14 protein-coding genes are annotated in these 18,571 nt (G+C 73.1%); 8 read left to right on the top strand and 6 right to left on the bottom strand.

Annotation, left to right across the window (positions count from 1 at the left end; all coding sequences use genetic code 11):
* Window positions 1–56 precede the first annotated feature (56 nt).
* The 8 genes from OG959_RS37170 to OG959_RS37135 all read left to right on the top strand — a co-directional run bounded on the left by OG959_RS37170 (window position 57) and on the right by OG959_RS37135 (window position 11,322).
* The gene (locus tag OG959_RS37170; RefSeq protein WP_326665676.1) at window positions 57–1,709 is read left to right on the top strand and encodes an ABC transporter substrate-binding protein; all 1,653 of its coding nucleotides are present in this window, start codon (window positions 57–59) and stop codon (window positions 1,707–1,709) included.
* A 28-nt stretch (window positions 1,710–1,737) separates the two neighbouring features.
* Window positions 1,738–3,864: an alpha/beta hydrolase family protein gene (locus OG959_RS37165; protein ID WP_326665674.1), complete on the top strand. Its 2,127-nt coding sequence runs from the start codon at window positions 1,738–1,740 to the stop codon at window positions 3,862–3,864.
* Complete coding sequence (locus OG959_RS37160) at window positions 3,861–4,919, top strand: ABC transporter permease (RefSeq protein WP_326665673.1); 1,059 nt, start codon at window positions 3,861–3,863, stop codon at window positions 4,917–4,919. Before OG959_RS37165 ends, OG959_RS37160 begins: the two co-directional genes overlap by 4 nt.
* Window positions 4,916–5,740: an ABC transporter permease gene (locus OG959_RS37155; protein WP_326665671.1), complete on the top strand. Its 825-nt coding sequence runs from the start codon at window positions 4,916–4,918 to the stop codon at window positions 5,738–5,740. The genes OG959_RS37160 and OG959_RS37155 overlap by 4 nt, the downstream gene beginning before the upstream one ends.
* The gene (locus tag OG959_RS37150) at window positions 5,740–7,668 is read left to right on the top strand and encodes an ABC transporter ATP-binding protein (protein ID WP_326665670.1); all 1,929 of its coding nucleotides are present in this window, start codon (window positions 5,740–5,742) and stop codon (window positions 7,666–7,668) included. Before OG959_RS37155 ends, OG959_RS37150 begins: the two co-directional genes overlap by 1 nt.
* 68 nt (window positions 7,669–7,736) lie before the next feature.
* On the top strand, window positions 7,737–8,348 hold the full coding sequence (locus OG959_RS37145) for a helix-turn-helix domain-containing protein (RefSeq protein WP_326665669.1): 612 nt from the start codon (window positions 7,737–7,739) through the stop codon (window positions 8,346–8,348).
* 312 nt (window positions 8,349–8,660) lie between these two features.
* Window positions 8,661–9,623: an RNA polymerase sigma factor SigF gene (locus OG959_RS37140; RefSeq protein ID WP_442805708.1), complete on the top strand. Its 963-nt coding sequence runs from the start codon at window positions 8,661–8,663 to the stop codon at window positions 9,621–9,623.
* 436 nt (window positions 9,624–10,059) lie between these two features.
* Entirely contained in the window at window positions 10,060–11,322 is a 1,263-nt protein-coding gene (locus tag OG959_RS37135) for a sulfite oxidase (protein WP_326665668.1), read from the top strand.
* Window positions 11,323–11,350: 28 nt separating this feature from the next.
* Here OG959_RS37135 and OG959_RS37130 read toward each other — a convergent pair whose 3' ends face one another.
* The 6 genes from OG959_RS37130 to OG959_RS37105 all read right to left on the bottom strand — a co-directional run bounded on the left by OG959_RS37130 (window position 11,351) and on the right by OG959_RS37105 (window position 18,208).
* Entirely contained in the window at window positions 11,351–12,256 is a 906-nt protein-coding gene (locus OG959_RS37130) for an NAD(P)-dependent oxidoreductase (RefSeq protein WP_326665667.1), read from the bottom strand.
* Between the two features lie 55 nt (window positions 12,257–12,311).
* Window positions 12,312–12,920 (bottom strand): adenosylcobinamide amidohydrolase, encoded by a 609-nt coding sequence (locus OG959_RS37125; protein ID WP_442805768.1) that lies wholly within the window; start codon window positions 12,918–12,920, stop codon window positions 12,312–12,314.
* 169 nt (window positions 12,921–13,089) lie between these two features.
* Window positions 13,090–14,391, bottom strand: a complete 1,302-nt coding sequence (locus OG959_RS37120) for an alpha/beta fold hydrolase (RefSeq protein WP_326665666.1) — start codon at window positions 14,389–14,391, stop codon at window positions 13,090–13,092.
* Window positions 14,392–14,475: 84 nt separating this feature from the next.
* The gene (locus tag OG959_RS37115; protein WP_266787589.1) at window positions 14,476–15,534 is read right to left on the bottom strand and encodes a hypothetical protein; all 1,059 of its coding nucleotides are present in this window, start codon (window positions 15,532–15,534) and stop codon (window positions 14,476–14,478) included.
* A gap of 74 nt (window positions 15,535–15,608) precedes the next feature.
* A complete protein-coding gene (locus OG959_RS37110; protein ID WP_326665664.1) occupies window positions 15,609–17,276 on the bottom strand; it encodes an OPT/YSL family transporter in 1,668 nt (555 codons plus the stop codon).
* 131 nt (window positions 17,277–17,407) lie between these two features.
* Window positions 17,408–18,208, bottom strand: a complete 801-nt coding sequence (locus OG959_RS37105) for an IclR family transcriptional regulator (RefSeq protein ID WP_326665662.1) — start codon at window positions 18,206–18,208, stop codon at window positions 17,408–17,410.
* Window positions 18,209–18,571: the final 363 nt, after the last annotated feature.

The raw sequence follows: 18,571 nt of genomic DNA, 5'->3' as shown, positions 1-18,571 counted from the left end.
ACTGTCCACGCCCAGTTGGGCATCAACAGTGGACAAAGTGAGATGGGTGGTTCCCGATGACCTCGGAACCGGGTGGCAACCTCAGCCGACGCCGACTGCTGCGCCTCACCGGCGCCGGCCTGGGTGTCCTCGCCGCGTCCGGTGTGCTCGCCGCGTGTGCGCCCCCGCCCGCGAAGGAGTCAGGTGACGGCGCGACGGACTCGGGTGCCGGTGCGCAGGGGGCGGACGTGCCGATCGACTCGCTCACACTCGCCCTGCCCTCCTCCCTCTCCACCCTCGACGTGGGCCGTGAGTCCGGCGTCCTCAACTACCTGGTCGCCGTGCTCGCCCAGGAGTCCCTGCTCTCGGTCGATCCGTCCGGGAAGCTCGGTCCCGGGCTCGCGTCGTCCTGGAAGCAGCCCGACGCCAGGACGTACGTGTACACGCTGCGCCGCGGCGTCACGTTCACCGACGGCACCCCGTGCACCGCGGACGACGTGGTGGCGTCGATCGACGCGATCCGGGACCCGAAGAACGGCTCCGCCCTCGGCTACGCGTACGCGGGCGTCGAGTCCGTGAAGTCCACCGGCGACCACGAGGTCACCATCCGGCTGAAGGCCCCGGACGCCATGTTCGCCTGGACGACGACCGCCGGCGGGCTCCTCGTCAGCAGCCGCACCTTCCTCACCCGTAACAAGGGCCGGATCGGCACGGCGAAGACGCTGCTGCTCGGCACCGGCCCGTACCGGATCACCGAGTTCGCCGCCGACGACCATGTCCTGCTGGAGCGCAACGACGCGTGGTGGGGCGAGAAGCCCGCCGTGCGGAAGCTGAAGCTCTCCTTCGTCCCCGACGCCGGCACACGGCTGGTCGCGATGAAGTCCGGTGCGGTGGACGGCGCCCTCGGCCTCGCCTCGGACGAGGCCCGCGGCTGGGAGTCGACCGCACGCGTCACGTACACCGCCGACCGGTCCGTGGTGTCGCTGGCGTTCGACACCGCGAAGGCGCCGTTCGACGACCTCCATGTCCGCCGTGCCATCGCCCACGCGGCCGACCGCGAAGGCATGGTCGAGGGCATCCTGCACGGCAAGGCCGAGGTCGCCGACGCGCTGCCGTCCCGCGAGATGTGGGGCGACCTGATGCCGGCGTCCGAGGTCGGATCCGGCTACGACGCCATCCCCGCGCTGTCCTTCGACCTGGACGCCGCACGGGCCGAACTGGACAAGTCGTCGGCGAAGGACGGCTTCACGGCCGAACTCCACTACCCCAACAGCGGTCCTCAGCTGGGCAAGGCGGCACTCGCGCTTGCCGCTTCGCTCAAGAAGATCGGGATCATGCTGAACGTCAAGGAGATCACCCTGGAGCAGTGGGTGGCGGAGCTCGGCTCCGGCAAGCAGCCGCTGCAGTTCCTGTGGTACTTCCCCGTCACGGGCGACCCGGCCGAACTGGCCGACCCGTACCTCAACGCGGCGGCCACCTCGACGGACATCGCGCACTACGACAACGGCGCGGTCAACACGGCACTGGACACGGCGAAGTCCGCCACGGACAAGGACGTGCGTGCCCGGGAGCTGATGAAGGCCGTGCAGACCGCCGGCGCCGACCTGCCGTACCTCCCGCTGTGGTGGGCCCGGACCGCGTCCGCGTTCTCCAAGGAGTTCGTGCTGCTGGACCAGGGCCCGTTCGCGTTCATCGGCCCGTGGGCGACCCGGATCCGCAAGTCCGCCTGACCGCCACACCTTCGAGGAACGGAAACCCATGCCCAGTACCGCTGCGATCGTCGTGCGGCGCGTCCGCGAGGCGATGCTGCGCCTGGTCCACCCGGTGGAGGCCCGGATCAGCCCGGACGGCCGCGCGGTCGCCGTGGCGGCGGCGGGCCCCGAGCGGGCCGAGCTGGTCCTTGCCCCGGTCCCCGCCGCACTGACCGGCCGGGCCGCGGACGCGCCGGCCCCCGTGCTGCGCGCGCCGTCGGGACCGGCCACGCCGACGGACCGTCACAGCCCGCGCTGGCTGCCCGACTCCCGCACCCTGCTGCACATCGCCGAGAGCCACGGCCCGTCCGGGGCCGAGGTACGGCTCGCGGCCCTGGACACACGCACCGGAACGGTACGCACCGTCGTCCGGGCACCCGGCGCCGTGGAGGAGCTCCTGGTCTCCGACGACGGGAGCCAGGCACTGCTGCTCTGCGCGGCGGACGGCGCGGAGCGTGACGGCATGCACCTCGGTCTGCCGGTGCGGCTCGGGGCCGTACCGGCGCCGGAACGCTTCGCCCCGGGTACCGGCCGCCGTTCCCTGCATCTCGTCGGCCTCGCCGACGGCTCGCTGCGCGAGGCCGGGCCCGCGGGGCTCACGGTGTGGAACGTCGCCTGGCGCGGCGGTGCGACCGCCGTCGCCACGGTCTGCGAGGACACCCTGCCGGCCGGGTACTACGGTGCCCGGTTCGCCGCCCTGGATCTCGATGCCCGCACGTCCAGGACCGTGTACACGCCCCAGGGCCAGCTGGGCGCCCCGGCGCTCGCCGCCGACGGCCGGTCGGCGGCGGTCTGCGAAGGCATCTCCATCGTCGCCGGACGCCCGGTCGTGGTCGGCCTGGCCACGGGGAACACCACCGTGGTGGCCGGCGTCGAGGACGCGACCTGGCTGCGGTTCGACGACACCTCGCCCGGCGGCCTGTGGTTCGCGGGCTGGGACGGGACGGGGTCCCGTGTCGGGCACACCGGTCACCCCGAGGTCGTCCGCTGGTCGGGGCCTGCGACCCTCGGCGGGGCCTGCTACCAGCCCGGGCTGTCGCTCAGCCGCGACGGGCTGCTGGCCGCGACCGTACTCGACGCACCGGGCCGTCCGCCCGAGGCCGTCGTCGCCCGCACCGAGGGACCGGCTGCCTGGAACTGGACACCGGTCACCGCGCTCAACACCCCCGCGGACCCCGAACTCGCCGGTCTCCGTACCGAACAGACCCACTGGTCCGCGTCCGACGGCCGCACCGTACAGGGACTCGTCCTCTCCCGGGGCGACAGCACCGGCCCCCGCCCCCTCGCCGTCCTCGCGCACGGCGGTCCCGCCTGGCTCTGGTCCGCCGGGTACGCGCCGGGCGACGTGCTGGGGCTGGCGCCCGCCCTGGCCGCCGCCGGGTACCTGGTACTGCTGCCCAACCCCCGCGGGAGCAGCGGCCGCGGGCTCGAACACGCCCGCGCCGTGGTCGGCGACGTCGGCGGCGCCGACCTGGACGACGTGCTGTCCGGTGTGCGCCACCTGACCGACGCCGGTCTCGCCGACCCGGACCGCACCGCGGTTCTGGGCCACAGCTACGGCGGATTCCTCGCCGCCCAGGCCGCGGCACGCACCGATGCGTTCCGGGCCGCTGTCGTCGTCTCGGCGCCCACCGACTGGCTGAGCTTCACACACACCAGCAACATCGGCGGCGGCTACGACCGGACGTACGCGATCGGCGGCCCGGACGCCCCGCAGGAGCTGATCCGGCGCTCGCCGGTCTTCGCCCGCGGCGGCAGCGGCACGCCGACGCTCATCGTCCACGGCTCCGCGGACCGGGTCACACCGGTCGGGCAGGCCCAGGAGCTGTACCGGTCGCTGCTGCGCACCGGCCGCGCCCCCGTCGAGCTGTACGTGTACCCGGACGAGGGCCACGAGTTCACCGACGGCGGGCATCTCCTCGACGCCGCGGCCCGGGTCGAACAATGGCTCGCCACCCACCTGGCGCCGCGTGCCGCGGCCGCCCACCCGACCGCCGTGCCGGGGGACGCTTCCCCCGAGCCGATCCCCGGCACGGCCTTCCCGGCGGGGCCGGAGGACGTCACCCTCCTGACACCCTCCGGTCCCGCCATCCCCCGCCCGGCTTCCGCCGGCCCCGCCGGAGGCGAGCGATGACGGCCACCACCCGGTCGCGGCTGAGCGCCGCGCTCCCCGCCGGGCTCGTCGTGCGCCGCCTCGGCGGAACCCTGGGGCTGCTGTTCGTCCTGTCCGTCGCCGTGTTCGCCCTGCTCCAGGCCGCGCCGGGCGACCCCGCCCAGACGCTGCTGGGTCCGCGCAGCGCCACCCCCGAGGCTCTGGCGGCCGTCCGGGCCCGCCACCATCTCGACAGCCCGATGGCCGTGCAGTACTGGTACTGGCTGAGTGACGCCGTCCGGCTCGACCTCGGTACGTCGATCCGCACCGGCGAGAGCGTCGCCGCCGCACTGGGCGACCGCCTGCTGCTCACCGGGCAGCTGGTCGGCCTCGGCTTCACCGTGGCGCTGATCCTCGGGATTCCGCTGGGCGTCCTGGCCGGCCTGCGCAACCGGCGCGTCACCGACCGGGCCGTGCAGAGCCTCGGCGTGGTGGCGCTGTCCACCCCGGCGTTCGCGGGCGGACTGGTGCTCATCTACTTGTTCTCGCTGATGCTCGGCTGGTTCCCGGCGTACGGACCGGGCGAGGGCGCTGGCACGGACCGGCTGACGCACCTGGTGCTGCCCGCCCTGGCGCTCGGACTCGCCGTGACCGCCGTCCTGCTGAAACTGACCCGGGCGGCGGTGATCCGGGAACTCGGCCGGGAACACGTCACGTTCGCCCGCGCCCGGGGGGTGCGGGAGCGGGACATCCTGCTGCGGTACGTGCTGCGCGGCACCGTCGTCCCTGTCCTCACCGGCATCGGGCTGATCCTCGCCTACCTCCTGGCGGGAACGGTCATGGTGGAGCAGGTCTTCGCGCTGCCGGGGCTCGGCTCCCTGCTCGTCGACTCGGTCACCTTCCGGGACGTGCCGGTCGTCCAGGCCGAGGCGCTGCTCATCGCCGCCCTCGTCTGTCTGGCCAACCTGGTCACCGATCTCGTACAGCCGCTGCTGGATCCGCAGTTGCGGAGCGCACCGGCGGCCAGGACCCCGACCACGGCGAAGGTGTCCGCCTCCGCCCTGCCGTCCGGCGCCCATGAGGAGGAGAACGCGTGAAATCCCGTACCGTCCGCAGGTTCTCCCCGCTCACGGTGTGCTGCGCCGTCCTGCTGGTGCTGTTCGCACTGGCCGCGGCCGTCGGCCAGCTGGTCCTGCCGGACTGGGACGCCCAGGATCTCGCCACGGGCGCGGCCATGCCAGGTGGCGGGCATCTGCTCGGCACCGACGAACTCGGCCGCGACATCGCCCGGATGGTGGTCGCCGGTGCCCGGTCCACCCTGGCCGGTGCGGCCCTGGTAGCGGTCGGGTCGATGGTCATCGGCAACGTCCTCGGTCTGCTGGCCGGCTACCGCGGCGGCTGGATCGACACCGTCGTGCGACGCTGGGCCGACCTGCTGCTGGCGCTGCCCGCGCTCCTGGTGACGATCGTCGTGGCCGGGATCGGTGGGGGCGGCTACGCGCTCGCCGTCGGTGTGCTCGTCGTGCTGACGTCGCCCGCCGACATCCGCCTCGTCCGGTCCGCCGTGCTGGAGCAGCGGCACCGCGCGTACGTCGAGGCGGCACAGACCCTGGGCCTCTCCCCCTTCACGGTGATGACCCGGCACATCTGGCCCAATGTGCTGCCCGTCGTGGTGGCGAACACGCTGCTGAACTTCGCCGGGGCGATCGTGGCGCTGAGCTCCCTGTCCTTCCTCGGCCTCGGTGTCCCGCCGGGTGCCCCGGACTGGGGCCGGATGCTCTCCGAGAACCGCACCCTGCTGTACGACAACCCGTCCGCGGCCCTGGCTCCTGCCGTACTCATCGTCGCGGCGGCCGTGGCACTCAACCTCCTCGGCGACCGGCTGTTCGAGGCGTTCTCCGACCGTGGGAGGTCCTGATGACAGCGCGTGCGGCCATGGCCGGCCCTACCGCCACCGCTCCACCGGCCACCGGCCGCCTGCTGGCCGTCGACGGCCTCCGGGTGGCGGCGACGGCCGGGCCGGGCGGGCCGGTCCCGATCCTGGAGGGCATCTCGCTGGACGTGGGCCGGGGCGAGTGCATCGGCATCGTCGGCGAGTCCGGCAGCGGCAAGTCCCTGGCCATGCGGGCCGTGGCGGGGCTGCTGCCGTCCGGGACCGGGGTGACGGGTGGCTCCGTACGCATCGACGGCCGGGAGGTCCTCGGTCTTTCGCCGCGCGAACACCACGCGTTGCGGGGGCGGCGCGTCACGCTGCTGATGCAGGATCCGTTCACCATGCTCCATCCGCAGCTCACCTGCGGACGTCAGATCGCGGACGGTCTGCGCGACCTCGACGGCGGACGGAACCTGCGCCGGGCGAAGGCGGCCCGGCGCGCCGAAGTGGAGCGGCGGCTGGCCGAGGTCGGCCTCGGCCCCGATGTCGCCGACCGCTGTCCGCACGAACTGTCGGGCGGGATGCGTCAGCGCGTCGCGGCGGCCGCGGCGCTCGCGGGCGATCCCGAACTGCTGATCGCGGACGAGCCGACCACGGCGCTGGACGCCGCCAGCCAGGGTGCCGTACTGGATCTGCTGCGTGGCCTGCAGCGGAGCCGGCACATGGGGCTGGTCCTCATCACGCACGATCTGCGGGTCGCGTTCTCCGCCTGCGACCGGGTGTACGTGCTGTACGCGGGCCAGGTCCTGGAACACGGCAGCTCGCAGGAGCTGGAGTCCGGACCGCTGCATCCGTACACCGCGGGCCTGCTGGCCTCCGAACCGTCGGTGCACGAGCGGTTCGCGGAACTTCCGGCCATCCCCGGCTCCGTGCCCGCCCCGGGTTCCCGGGGACCGGGCTGCCCCTTCGCCGGCCGCTGTGCCCACGCGGACCCGGTGTGCCGCACCGAACCGGTCGAGCTGCTGCCGCCGGTGGGGGCCGGGACGGCGGACGGAACGGGCCGGTCGTCGGCCTGTGTGCGGCTGCCCGAGATCGGCGGCGCGCTCGTCGCACCATCGGCGCGCACGGTGGCGGAGCCGGCGGCGGTGCCCGGTCGGGGAACCGGCGGGGAACCGGCCCCGGACGCGGCGCTCGTGGCCACGTCCGTCGACCGCACGTTCCGCTCGTCGGCCGGGGACCACACCGCACTCCTCGATGTCAGCCTCACCGTTCCGCGCAACACGGTCGTCGCCCTGGTCGGCGAGTCCGGCTCGGGCAAGACGACGCTCGCCAGGATCGCGGTCGGCCTGGAGACCTTCGACCGGGGCGCGGTGTCCGTGGGCGGGATCACCCTGCCCCCGGGGCGTCGTCCCACCACGGCTGACCGGCGGCGTCTGGCGGAACAGGTACAGATCGTGTTCCAGGACCCGTACTCCTCGCTCAACCCGCTGCGCACCGTGGGCGCGACGCTGCGCGAGGCCCTGGCCGCCACCGCGGGCGGGCGCGGGCGGGGCGACGCGCCCGGGGTGGACGACCTGCTCGCACAGGTCGGGCTGCCCGGGGCGTACGCGTCGCGTCGTCCGGCCGCGCTCTCCGGAGGCGAGCGTCAACGGGTCGCCCTGGCACGCGCCCTGGCCGCCCGGCCCCGGCTGCTGATCTGCGACGAAGCGGTGGCGGCGCTCGATGTGTCGGTCCAGGCCCAGTTGCTCAACCTGCTGGTCACGCTTCAGCGCGAGGAGGGCTTCGCGGTGCTGTTCATCACCCACGACCTGGGCGTGGTGCGGCAGATCGCGGACCTGGTGGCCGTGATGCACCGGGGGCGGATCGTCGAGCAGGGGGTCGCCGCCCAGGTCCTGGACGACCCGCGGCACCCCTGGACCCGCCGCATGATCGACGCGGTTCCCGGGGACGCCGGAGACAGTCGTCACCCCTGACCGGACCGCGCCGGCGCGGGTAGAGTGTGCCGCTGACCTGCGCGTACCACCGAGAGCGAGGAGGAACGGTGTCCGAGACGACCACCGACGCCGGACCGCCCCCGGCCGCGCGCCCGCCGGAGGCGGGGAAGTCCGCCTCCGGTGTGCGGGCTTCCCTGGCCGGAAATCTCAACCGTCGTCGGCTCGCCAGGGGTTGGAGCCTGCGTGAGCTGTCGGCCGCGACCGGCGTCAGCAAGGGGCTGCTGTCCCAGATAGAGCGGGCGGAGGCCAATCCGACCGTTGACGTGCTGGTCCGGATCGCCGACGTGCTGGGCACCAACTGCACGGATCTGCTGCGCCAGCCGCTGCTGGAGCCGGAGATCATCCGGGCCTCCTCGCTGGACGAGCCCGAGGACGAGACCTCGGTCAGCCTGCTGTACTCCGGTCACGAGCAGGGCCGTCTGGAGATCTACCGGACCAGGCTCCACCCGCACGCGCAGAGCCAGGTCAGTTCGCACGGCGCGGATTCGGTGGAGTACGTGCTGGTGATGTCCGGTCAGGTGACGCTGGTGGTGAACGACGTTCCGTACCTCCTGGAGGCAGGGGACACCGCCCGTTTCTCGGCGCAGTGCAGCCACTACTACACCACCGAGGACTCCCCCGCGGTCACCCACACGGTCGTCGGATATCCGCGCGACTGACGACCCCGCCCAGGGCCGGGACCGCCTCGGCGCACCGTCGATTTCGACTCAACTACCGCCGGATACGCGTCGGCCCGTCCCCTGGCGGCCGCGGCTGTGGCACTCTGGTGATGACCGCCCCACCGGGCTCCCCCGTACCGGTGGGGCGGTTCTGCGTGCCGGGACGCCGAGCCCCGCCCAGGAGGCAGAAGGGCCGTCGGCTTCCGGCCATTGACGTCAAGTCACTGATCAAATTCCGTTTGTGCGCATGGGAACCACCTGACGGGGCAAGCGTCTACACCTGATGGCCTACCACCAGGGGAGCGTGACGAGATGACGACGCACACTGCGCGGACTGCCGGTGCGGAGCGAGCGGAGAGTGCACGGTCGGCACCGGCCGGCCAGGGAGCAGCCGTGCAGGCTCTCGCCGGGCAGGACGAACTCACGGGCACCGGGCCTGCCCCCATGGATCTCGGCGACCTGCCGTGGATCGAGGACGCGGGCAAGGTGGCGCCCGCCGACGCACGGGAACTCTCCCGGCTGTTCTTCGACCGCCTCCAGGTGCTGGAGGAGGGGACGCACGCCCATCAGTACGCGCGGAACACGCTCATCGAGATGAACCTCTCCCTCGTGCGTTTCGCCGCCGGCCGGTTCAGGAACCGGGGCAGCGGCGACATGGAGGACATCGTCCAGGTCGGCACGATCGGGCTGATCAAGGCCATCGACCGGTTCGACCTGTCCCGCGAGGTCGAGTTCACCTCCTTCGCGGTTCCGTACATCACGGGGGAGATCAAACGATTCTTCCGTGACACCAGCTGGGCGGTCCATGTTCCGCGCCGGCTCCAGGAGTTGCGGGTCGACATCGCCAAGACCAAGGAGGCCCTGGCCGGCGAGCTCGACCGCGACCCCACCGTTCCCGAGCTCGCCGAGCACCTGGGGCTGAGCGAGGACGAGATCACCGAGGGCATCGTGGCGGCCAACGGGTACACCGCGGGTTCGCTGGACATGCCGGCCGCCGCGGCCGACTCGGGGAACCACAGCACGACGGGGCGGACCTTCGCCGATGTGCTGGGCGGCCCGGATCCGGCCATGGAGACGGTCGAGAACCTGCACGCCCTGGCACCGCTGCTGGGCGATCTGGACAAGCGTGAGCGTCGCATCATCGACATGCGGTTCGGCCAGGAGATGACGCAGTCGCAGATCGGCGCCGAGCTCGGCATCTCGCAGATGCACGTCTCCCGGCTGATCAGCCGGATTCTGCACCGGCTCCGTGACGGGATGACCATCGAGGAATGAGCGTGACGTGTGGGCTCCGGGCCGCCTCGGCGGCCCGGAGCCCACACGTGTGTCCGGACGCAGTCCTCGCCGGGACCTGCCGTCGCGGCCGTCCGAACATTGCGGCCCGATGAAATCCACACCCCCGGGAGCACCACCGGCCCCCTCCCCCGGCCCGGCGAGCCGGATCTCCCCGGTGCCGCGTCCGCGCAGGTCGAAGCCGTGCCGGGGGCCCGCGCCGCGCTGCGCACGTCGGCCGGTCCGGTCCTCGTACGTTCCCGGCAGGTCCTGGGGCCCTGCGGGAGTGCGTTGACGCCCCGATGGGCCGCTGACACGCTCACCCGCATGCCCGCGAACCCGGCCTCCTCGCGGCGGCACATGGGTCCGGGACGCCGCGCACACCCGCGTCCCTGATCCCCTCTGCCGCCCCGCTCTCCTCTCGCCCCTGGAGTCGTCCATGAGATCCGTTCCGCCGTCCGAGGCCTCCTACGACCGGATGCGGCTGCGCCAGTGGGCGCGCGGTACCGCGCGCTCCGCGGGGATCGAGCGCCGTGATCTGCTGCGGCTGGTCGCGGCGGCTTCGGTGGCGGCCCCGCTCGCCGGGCTCGCCGCTCCCGCGCACGCGGCGTCCGCTGCCGCCGCCCCCGGCATCGTGAAGCCGCTGCCGCCCGAGGTGTTCACGGTGCGCGGCACCAACGCGGAGACGAACTTCGCCGCGCTGCGCTCGACCGGGCTGCTCACCCCGGCCGAGCGGTTCTTCGTACGCAACCACACGGTGACGCCGCGGATCGAGGCGGCCGGCTGGCGGCTCAGGGTGTGGGGCGACGGACTCGGCGGCCCCGCGGTGGAGTTCACGTACGACGAGCTGCGCGCGCTGCCGTCGGTGACCCGTACCGCGTTCGTCGAGTGCGCGGGCAACGCCCGCAGCTACTACACGGCACAGCAGGGGCAGCAGGTCAGCGGTACCGCCTGGACCCTGGGGGCGATCGGCACTGCGCGCTGGCGCGGAGTGCGGCTCGCCGACGTACTGCGCCGCGCGGGCATCACCCGGCACGCCGTCGACGTGCTGCCGCGGGGCCTCGACGACGAGGTGGTCAGCGACGGAATCAACCTCGGGCATGTGCGGCGGCCGCTGCCGGTGGCGAAGGCACTGGACGACGTGCTCCTCGCGTACGAGATGAACGGCGAACCGCTGCCGCCCGATCACGGCCATCCGGTGCGGCTGATCGTGCCGTCCTGGATCGGGATCGCGAACATCAAGTGGGTCGGCGACATCGAGGTGAGCGCCCGGCCCCTGGTCTCCCCGTGGAACACGGGCCTCTACCGGCTGTTCGGCCCCGGCTACCCGGCCGAGGGCAGTGCACCGCTGACCCGGCAGACGCTGAAGAGCGCCTTCGAGCTGGCACCGGATGCCGAGTTCCCCGCCCATCGTCGCCAGGTACTGACCGGACGGTCGTGGTCGGGCGGGGCGCCTGTGCGCACGGTCGAGATCAGCACGGACGGGGGAACGCGGTGGCGCCGGGCGCGGCTGCGTGACGAACCGCGGAGCGGCAGCTGGGTGCGCTGGTCGGCCGACTGGGTGCCCGGGGCACGTGGCCCGGCCGTCCTGCTGGCGCGGGCGACGGACCGGTCGGGCCGCGTCCAGCCGGACGTCACCGCGCACAACACACAGGGCTATCTGTTCGACGCGGTGGTCCGGCACCAGGTGCGGGTCGTCTGACGGGCACCGGCACCGGGCACGCGCGTGATCAGTCGCCGTCCTTCTCCGCGGGGCGCCCGGCGTAGTAGGTGGCGATCATGTCCTCCCCGCCGTGCCCGGCCGCCTCGGCGCGTTCGAAGCGGGCGGCCGACGCCTTCGTCAGGTCCAGCCGGACGCCGGAGTGTTCGGCGGCTTCGAGGATGAGGCGGGTGTCCTTGAGGGCCGTGGACAGGGCGAAGCTCGGGGTGAGGTCGCCGGAGAGGACGGCGGCGGATTTGCCGTGCAGGTAGGCGGAGTCGAGCGGCCCGCCCTTCATCACGTCCAGGAACGTCTGCGGGTCCACCCCGAGCCCCTCGGCGAGGTTGAGGCATTCCGCGACGCCGCCCACCATGTTGATCACCCAGGTGTTGACGACGAGCTTGAGCCGGGAGGCCGCTCCCGGCTCCTCGGCGACCCAGACGGTGCGCTGCCCGATCGCGTCGAGCGCCGGTCCGGTCACCTCGCGGGCGGCAGCGGGCCCGGAGACGAACACGGTCAGCGCGCCCTGCTCAGCGGGCTGCCTGGTGCCGGAGACCGGGGCGTCGAGGTAGACGAGGCCGAGGTCCGCCGCGCGCTGCGCCAGTTCGGCGGTGGCGTCAGGACCGACGGTGGAGCTCTGCAGGAGGACCTGGCCCCGGTGCACCCCGTCGGAGGCTGCGGTGAGCGCGGCGGCGACGGCGGTGCTGTCGTTGAGCGCGGTGAGGATGATGTCGGCGCCGCGTACGGCTTCCGCCGCGGTGTCCGCGACGGTGGCGCCGTCGGCGGCGAGCGGTACCGCCCTGGCGTGCGTACGGTTCCAGACGCGGACGTCGAGACCGGCCCTGAGCAGGCTCCTGGCCATACCCGAACCCATGATTCCGGTGCCGAGGACGGCGACGGCCGGCCGCTCGCGGACTGTGTCGGCTGCTGAGGTCATGAGTACTTTTCCCTTCGTCGGGCGCGCGGAGACCGGCCCGCGGCACTTCGGATGGTCAGGATTGCCGCAGCGCTCCTTCGAGAACCGCGGCGTGCACGGCCCTGGCGAGTCGTGCGCCCCAGCGGGAGCGGGGCCCCGCGAACGGTTCACCGGCTCCCGTGTCCGGGGAGGGGGCGGGTACGGCGACGCAGACGGAGTCGGTGGGCGTGCCGGAGCAGTCGAGTCCGGCGTCCAGGAGGGCCTGCACCTTGGCCTCGGTGGCGGTGGCGACGGCGTTGACGAGCGCGGCGTCGGTCAGCGGGGCGGGGAGTGTGACGACGATGTTGACCGTCCCCGGCGGCTGCGGTCCCCCGCGTCCCCCGGCCGCTGCCGCCGCCCAGCCCCGTACGCCGAGACCACAGGTGGCGGTCGCGGTGACGCCCTCGTCGGCGGCGACGGTGTACGCGGTGACGTCGGCGGCCGTCATCAGCCCGGCGCCGGGTCCGGTGAGGCGTTCGGCGGCCGCGATCTCGGCGAGGTGGCGGTCGGGGTCCATACGCGGATAGCCGCCGGGCACCTGCGCGTTGAGGATCCAGTCGCGCGGGCCGATGCCGCCGCCGAGTACCGCGCTGCTGCACACCCGCCACCCGGGTCCCAGCCGCCACACGAGGTGGTGCAGTTCCAGGCCGTCCTCGCGCCGGGCCAGCAGTTCACCGCGCTGTTCGGGCAGCCGGATACGTACGGAACGGATGGGATACCCCCGGTGGTGCGGCAGGACGGTGATCGGCGTGTGGTCCGTCGATCATAGGCACCGGGCCTGGCTCCCCCGGGGGCGCCATGCCCGGTGCCGGGGGTCAGGCCTCGCCGCGGGCCATGGAGATCAGCCGGTCCAGTACGGCCGCGTCGGCCCGGACGCCGTCGTGGGCGTAGGCGTCGGTGACCCAGGTCCGCAGTCCGCGTACGGCACCGGCGGTGGCCAGGGCCTGCTTCCGGTCGACGTACATGTCGTCGTGGTAGACGGCGGCCACGACGGGGACGTCGTTGGCGGCGAGCCGGTCCAGGTCGTACAGGGCCGGCCAGTCGGTACGGGCGGCGAGCGCCTCGGCGGCGGCCCGCAGCGGTACGAGCGCCGGGTCCTCCTCGAACTGCCAGGGGTAGACCATCTCACCGGTGAACCGGAGCGGGCCGCCGCCGGTGGCGTCGAAGGCCGGGAACTCCTGGCGGATCCGGTGTGCGGACCAGTCGGTGGGGCGCCCGCCCTGGGCGTAGATCGGCTCGTGGAGCGCGGCGTACAGGGGGCGTTCGGCGAAGGACACGGCGGCATCGACGCCGCGCAGGAAGGTGTCGGTGAGTTCCGGTCCGTCGGCGCCCTCGGTGAAGGCGGTCTCCAGGAGGTAGTGCAGCGAGTCGAACTTGGCCGCGGTGCCGAAGGTGATGCCGAGGCTCTGGAAGCGGCGCACGGTGAGGCGTTCTCCGGCCGGCATCCGGACGTCGTGCGTGTCCAGGTGCGCGGCGACGGCCTCGGCGAGGGCCTGGTCGCCGGGGTAGCGCGCGAAGTAGCGCTCGTTGTGGGCGAGGGTGCGGGCGTACGCGGCGCGGTAGACGTCGTCTGCGTGGCCGGTGAGCGTCGGCAGTCCGCCGGTGATGTACGCCTGGGTGAGGCCTTCGGGGGCGAGCGAGAGATAGGTGAGGGTGGAGAATCCGCCGAAGCTCTGGCCGAGGACACTCCACGGCTCCTCGCCCTGGAGGTGGCGGCGCAGGTGTTCGGCGTCGCGCACGATCGAGTCGGCGCGGAAGTGCGCGAGGTAGTCGGCGGCGGCCTCGGAGTCCGTGCCGAAGCGGGCCAGGGTGGCCCGGTCGGCGGGGGTGGAACGGCCGGTGCCCCGCTGGTCCAGGAGGACGACGCGGTAGTCGGCGAGGGCGCGGCGCAGCCAGGCACCCGCGGCGTTGGGGCGCTCGGCGCGGCCACCGGGGCCGCCCTGGAGCCAGAGCAGGCGGGGCAGGTCCTCGTGCTCGCGTCCCTCGGCGACGACCTCGCGGGCGAACAGACGGATGGCGGGGCCGTCCGGGGTGTGGTGGTCGAGCGGCACGTCGAGGGTGTGGTCGGTGCAGACCAGGCCGCCGTGGCGGTAGGAGACGGGGGCGGGGGTGGTCATGGGCGCTCCTTGCGCGTCTCGGTGCGGTTGACGGGTGCCGGGCGGGCCCGCACCGGGAAGGTGCGGGCCCGCCCGGTGGCCGGCTCAGTAGCCGGCGACGCCCAGGTCGCGGCAGATCCCGACGAGCTCGGGGTGCACGTAGCGCCCGTTCTCCTCGATGGCGACGCCGTCCAGGTAGATGGACGGGCCGAGGACGCTGCCGTCGGTGTGGGCGGCGGCGACCCACGGTTCGCCGCCGATCCAGGCGCCCTTGGTGCCGATGCCGAGTTCGACGCAGCCGAAGACGCGCTCGTCCTCGACGATGCGGCCGGTCGGGGCGAGGACGCCGGGGTTGAAGCCGAGCGACCAGTGCGCGATGCGGAACATGTTCGGGTCGTCGAAGGACTCCATCCAGCGGCGGAAGGTGTCCGCGTCGGCGTCGCCCTCGATCTTGGTGACGACACCCTTCTCGACGGTGCAGCGGACCGGGGAGCGCAGCAGGCCGAGCTCGTCCGGCGGCCACAGGGCGCCGTCGAAGACGAGGACACCGTCCTGGGTCTCTTCGAGGGGGTTCCAGGAGATCTGGCCGGAGAGCATCACGGTCTCGCCGGGCTTCTCGGCGGGCTTGCCTCGCAGGTTGATCGGCCGGTCGCCGTTGCGGCCGACGAGGTCGGTGCCGTTGGCGGAGGTGATCCGGACCTCGTCGGCGGCCTCCAGGAGGGCGACGAGTGCCTTGCCGAGGCGGATGACGCCCTGGAAGTCCGGTCGGCCGACGGTGGCGACCAGCATCTGGACGTCCATCGCGGTCAGGTTGGTGTAGCGGCAGCCGTTCGCCATCGCGGTGCGGAAGGCGTCGGAGTGCATCAGGTACGAGACGGCGAACTCGATCCACACGTCGGCGTCGGCGATGGCACCGGCGACGGGCCGGGGCGGCTCCATGGAGGCGCCGGGCAGCGTCTCGTACCAGACGACGACGGGGTGCGCTCCGGCAGCGGCGACCGCCTGGGCGGTGGCCTCGATCACGCGGCGGTCGCTGCTGGTGTCGCCGGTGAGGACGACATGCTCGCCGCGCTTGACCAGCATGACCTCCTCGACGAGCTTGCGGGCGGCCAGGGCGAGTTCGAAGCTGAGGTACTCGGGGCGCGGTTCGAGCCTGCTGTACATGTCCACGGGGTGGTTCTCCTTGCCATGCGGGTGGTGCTGAGTGGTGCGGGGTGTGGTTCAGGGGGCGGCAGCCGTCAGGTCTTGAGGATCTGGGCCGAGTCGCCGAGCGAGCTGCCCGCGATGAGTCCGGCGCCGACCAGGTTGAGTTCCTCGTCGGCGGCGGGACCGCGCAGCTTCCGGTAGCCGACCCGGACGACGAGGGCGCCGAGGACGAGCCAGCAGGCTTGCGGGGTGAGGATGAGCAGACCGGTGGCGAGCATGACGCCCATCTGCCGCCGGGTGCCGCCGAGCAGTTGGATGGCCGCGCCGGGAATGGCCCAGAGCAGCATGGTGCGTACCGCGTCCGGGTCGCTGAGCCCGCTCTTGATGGTGTCGGCGTACACCTTGGCGACGGGTGGGATGAGTCCCTGTCCGAAGTAGGAGCGCCAGGCGAGGGCGACGACGACGAGGGCGACGGCGAATCCGATGAGGGCGGCCATGAACTGCTGGCGGCGGCCTTCGCGCTCGAACGCGTCCCAGGGACGGTGCTCGCGCCGCAGCAGCCAGCCGGCCTTGAGGTCGTAGCCCATGTCGGCGAAGGCGGGGCCGGTGGCGGACACGTATCCGACCAGCAGGGCGAGCGGCACGGACGGGATGCCGATGGCGAGGCCCAGGATGAGGAAGATCAGGGTGACGGCGAAGGACGGGAACCAGCCGGACTGCATGGCGGCCAGGCCGACGATCAGTTCGTGGACCAGGGCCGCGAAGGCGGCGAACAGGACCCAGCCGACGATGCCGAGGGGGCTCATGTCCCCGATCAGGCCGCCGAGGACGGCGAGGACGACCGCTCCCCCGGTGAAGAGCGCGAAGCCGCGGATCAGGGAGGTCCGCAGGGCCCGTTCGTCGACGGTGTAGGCGGTGGTCGGGTCCGTGTCCTGGACGGTCGCGACGCTGGAGGCCTCCGCGGCGGCTTCCTTCCGCTTGCGTTCGCGTCGGCCTATGAGCAGGTGGACGGCCTGGCCGAGTGCGACGATCCCGGCGCCGACCATGACGCCGTGCGGGATGTAGCCGGCGCCGAGATCGGTGTGGAAGACGTCGGGGCTGTACTGGCGCAGCATCAGGCCGATGCCGAACATCATCAGCGCCCAGACGTTGCCGAGGAAGGCCACACCGGCGGCGGAGAGCGGCAGGCTGAAGAGCGTCCCGGCGAGTCCGACCGCGGTGCCGCCGGCCAGGATCAGGGCGCGGCGTCCTCCCCGGTCGCCGGCCTTGATCGTCTCGGCGGCGGCGGTGCCGGGCGGCCAGGCGGCGTCGGCCGGCAGCAGCCGGGAGCCGAAGGCCCGGTAGAGGACCCAGGCGTCCACGAGGAGGCCGATGAAGGCGCCGGCGAGCATCGGCCAGACCAGGTCCTCGCGGCCGAAGACGTACGGGACGGCTACGGAGGTGAGCAGCGCGTTCGCCGAGGCGAAGGTCGCGGCGGAGATGGCGCTCTGGGCCAGGTTCTGGCGGTGTACGGAACGCATCCGGCGCAGGAAGCCGAGGGGAATGCGTCCGATCAGCATGGCGACGAGTGCACCGACGACCGAGGTGTTGGCGGAGATTCCCAGCTTGGAGACGAGATCGATGCCGATGACGGCGCCGACGGCGGAGAGCACGACGAGGATGACCAGCAGGACGGGTTCCGTCGCCCTCGGATGCGACCGGGGCTCTTCGGGACCCGGCGGCGGCGGGGCAGGGTGCGGCGCGGAGACGTGGTGCGCCATGGGGCACCCCCTTCGGTGAGCAGGGCGGGGATCTCGGTGTGTCCCCGGTGGGTGGGCGGCCGGGCGGGGCCGGGGCAGGCCGGCGGCGCGGGAGGGCCGCGGTGGGGCGGGTTGGTTCGGGGCGCGCGGGCTCAGCCGCCGAGGGCGGCGGTGATCTCCGCCGCTCCGGCGCGTACCAGCGTCACGAGGGTGTCGGCGGCCCGCTCCACGCGGTGGGACGGGCCGATGACGGTGAGGGAGGCGGGGACGCCGTCCCCCTGGAAGACGGGGGCGGAGACCGCGGTCACCGCTTCGTCGTACTCGCCGTGGCTGATGCAGTAGCCGTCGGCGCGGACCTGCGCGTAGCAGGCGAGCAGGGCGTCCAGGTCCGTGATGGTGCGGTCGTTGAAGCGCGTCAGTCCGGTGGCGCCGAACATCTGCCGGATCTCGCGCTCGGGGTGGTACGCGAAGATCGTGTGCCCGGACGCTCCGGCGTGGCCGGGCATGACCGCGCCGATGATCGCGGTGTAGCGGACGGGCCCGGTGCCGTCGACGGCGGCTTCGCAGCGGTAGCTGCCGCCGTGCGGGACGTTGAGGACGATGCTCTCGCCGGTCTCGCGGAGCAGCCGGGCGAGTATCGGGCGGGAGATCGAGGACAGTACTCCGCTGTGCTCGCTGACCCGGGCCAGCCGGGACAGGGCGGGACCCGGGCGGTAGCGGCGGCTGTTGTCGTCGCAGAGCAGGAAGCCGCGCGCGCTCAGGGTGGTGAGCAGGCGCTGCACGACGGCCTTGTCCCAGCCGTGGTGGCGGGCCAGTTCGCTGACGCCCCATTCGGGGCGCTGCTCGGTGAACGTGAGCAGCACGAGCAGGGCCCGGTCCACGGTCTGCAGCACGGCGGGGGCCTGCTGTCCGGCCGGAGCCGGAGTGGTGGTGTCCGTGCCGTGCTCAGCCATGGGCCGGGCCTCCTTCGTCCACGTCATCGATCTTCCGGTGCGGAAATCGCAACGCCGTTGCGATTTCTGGCGAAAGGATGCGGGCACCCCCAGCGGGTGTCAAGGGTTTCCCGGAAATTCGCCCCCGGTGGGAACGGCCTGTTCAGAGGCGGTGGAGTGCGGGCGCCCGACGAGGGCGGGTCCGATGCCGGGTGAAGGCGGAGAACGCGGTCCGTTCCGGGTGCCGCACGGTGCGGCCGTTCCGCCCGGCCCTCCGGTGGGCGGGCCCACGTGACCTCCCCGCCCCCGTTCACTCGATTGGCCTAATCGGGCCGGCAGCCCCACAGCCGCATCGCACGGGGCCTGCACCGACGTGGGGCGGGT

The sequence above is a fragment of the Streptomyces sp. NBC_00385 genome (assembly GCF_035917155.1).
GTDB lineage: Bacteria > Actinomycetota > Actinomycetes > Streptomycetales > Streptomycetaceae > Streptomyces > Streptomyces poriferorum.
The sequence above is the reverse complement of the archived record's forward strand: the minus strand, read 5'-3'. Positions and strand labels throughout refer to the sequence as shown.

What these genes read in the sequence shown, in the direction of transcription:
- OG959_RS37170 (WP_326665676.1), top strand. Translation starts at nt 57, where the DNA reads ATGACCTCGGAACCGGGTGGCAACCTCAGCCGACGCCGACTGCTGCGC.
- OG959_RS37165 (WP_326665674.1), top strand. Translation starts at nt 1,738, where the DNA reads ATGCCCAGTACCGCTGCGATCGTCGTGCGGCGCGTCCGCGAGGCGATG.
- OG959_RS37160 (WP_326665673.1), top strand. Translation starts at nt 3,861, where the DNA reads ATGACGGCCACCACCCGGTCGCGGCTGAGCGCCGCGCTCCCCGCCGGG.
- OG959_RS37150 (WP_326665670.1), top strand. Translation starts at nt 5,740, where the DNA reads ATGACAGCGCGTGCGGCCATGGCCGGCCCTACCGCCACCGCTCCACCG.
- OG959_RS37140 (WP_442805708.1), top strand. Translation starts at nt 8,661, where the DNA reads ATGACGACGCACACTGCGCGGACTGCCGGTGCGGAGCGAGCGGAGAGT.
- OG959_RS37135 (WP_326665668.1), top strand. Translation starts at nt 10,060, where the DNA reads ATGAGATCCGTTCCGCCGTCCGAGGCCTCCTACGACCGGATGCGGCTG.
- OG959_RS37130 (WP_326665667.1), bottom strand. Translation starts at nt 12,256, where the DNA reads ATGACCTCAGCAGCCGACACAGTCCGCGAGCGGCCGGCCGTCGCCGTC.
- OG959_RS37120 (WP_326665666.1), bottom strand. Translation starts at nt 14,391, where the DNA reads ATGACCACCCCCGCCCCCGTCTCCTACCGCCACGGCGGCCTGGTCTGC.
- OG959_RS37115 (WP_266787589.1), bottom strand. Translation starts at nt 15,534, where the DNA reads ATGTACAGCAGGCTCGAACCGCGCCCCGAGTACCTCAGCTTCGAACTC.
- OG959_RS37110 (WP_326665664.1), bottom strand. Translation starts at nt 17,276, where the DNA reads ATGGCGCACCACGTCTCCGCGCCGCACCCTGCCCCGCCGCCGCCGGGT.
- OG959_RS37105 (WP_326665662.1), bottom strand. Translation starts at nt 18,208, where the DNA reads ATGGCTGAGCACGGCACGGACACCACCACTCCGGCTCCGGCCGGACAG.